This is a genomic window from Mesorhizobium sp. B1-1-5 (genome assembly GCF_006443065.1).
Taxonomy (GTDB): domain Bacteria; phylum Pseudomonadota; class Alphaproteobacteria; order Rhizobiales; family Rhizobiaceae; genus Mesorhizobium.
Genome location: NZ_VFWS01000405.1, coordinates 1 through 1373, shown reverse-complemented (window position 1 = coordinate 1373; position 1373 = coordinate 1). Strand labels below are relative to the sequence as shown.

Genomic DNA, 1373 nt, shown 5'->3' with positions numbered 1-1373 from the left:
CGTCTCGGCCAGCCGCATATGCATGCCGGTGGAGCCGATGATTGTGCAGCCGGGCTTGCGCTCGCGGTCGAGCAGGCCGGCGCCAAGCGCGGTGCAGACGACGTCGACATAGCCGAGCACGACCGGCGTGCCGGCAAGCATGCCGGTGGCGGCGGCCGCCGCTGGCGACAGACCGGCGCTGTGCCTGGTGCCGTCGGTGACCGGCGGCAGGAGATGCCGCAGATCGGCGACGCCGAGCACGTCGAGCACCTCGTCGCTATAGTCGCGGGTTCGAAAATCACCAAAGGTGAAGGTTCCCTCGGAAGGATCGGTGGCGCGTTCGCCGGTCAGCTTGAAATAGAGCCAGTCCTTGCAATGAAACGCCGTCGCCGCCTTGTCGAGCATTTCAGGCATGTTGCGCTTCATGAACACGAACTGCGAGCCCTGCTGGCAGGCGGCGAGCCCGCTGCCGGTCTTTTCGAAGCGCAGCCGGTCCTCGGGCCGCGCGCGGATCTCCTCGACGACGCCAGCGGCGCGCGCGTCGAGCCAGAGCCAGCCCTTCGCCACCGGCTCGCCCTTGCCGTCGATCAGCCAGGTGCCGTCGCCCTGCCCGGTCACCGCGATGGCGATGGTCCGGCCGGCGAGATCGGGCACTTTCTCGGCGAGCTGGCGCAAGGTCGCCGCCGCATCCACCCATGTGCGCGCAAGATCCTGTTCGGCGCCGCCGCCCGGCAGCGTCTCGTAATGGTTCGGCGTTGCCGCGGCGGCGATCTGCCGGCCTTTCGTGTCGAAGGCGATGGACTTGATGACGGAAGTACCGGCGTCGATACCGATCAAGAGATCACGCATCAGGCGAGCTCCATGCCGTGCGAAATGGCCTCGCCGCTCGCCTGGTCGAAGACATGCAGGTTCTTCGGGTCGATGCTGACATTGATCGGCGCGCCAAGGTCCAGCCGGGTGCGGTCGTGCTCGACCAGGACCAGCGAGCCGCCGGCGAAATCGGCCGCTATATGGGTCTGGTCGCCAAGCCATTGATTGGCCGAAACCCTGGCGGGGACCCCTTCCTTCGAGCGCCGCACCGCGTAAGGCCTGATGCCGAGGACGACGCGCTCGCGGCTGAGCAACTGGGCGCGGACGGGAGCGCTGAAGGCGTCCTTGTCGTAGTCCAGCGACAGCCCGTCGGGAAGCCTGAGATTGATGCGCCCGGCGGTGGCGCCGACATAGGCCTCGAAGACATTCATCGGCGGCTCGCCGACGAATGTGCCGGTGAACAGGTTCGCCGGACGCTCCTTGATCCTGTCCGGCGTATCGAACTGCTGCAGCACGCCGCCTTCCATCACCGCGATGCGGTCGGCAAGCGCATTGGCCTCGGTCTGGTCGTGGGTGACCAGGAT

2 protein-coding genes are annotated in these 1373 nt (G+C 67.3%); both read right to left on the bottom strand.

Annotation, left to right across the window (positions count from 1 at the left end; translation table 11 throughout):
• Positions 1–828, bottom strand: an 828-nt coding sequence (locus FJ980_RS31850) for an FGGY family carbohydrate kinase (protein ID WP_246676663.1), incomplete at its 3' end; no start/stop codon positions are given.
• Positions 828–1373: TOBE domain-containing protein (locus FJ980_RS31845; protein WP_140547473.1), on the bottom strand; the 546-nt coding region annotated here is incomplete at its 5' end. The genes FJ980_RS31850 and FJ980_RS31845, both read right to left, overlap by 1 nt.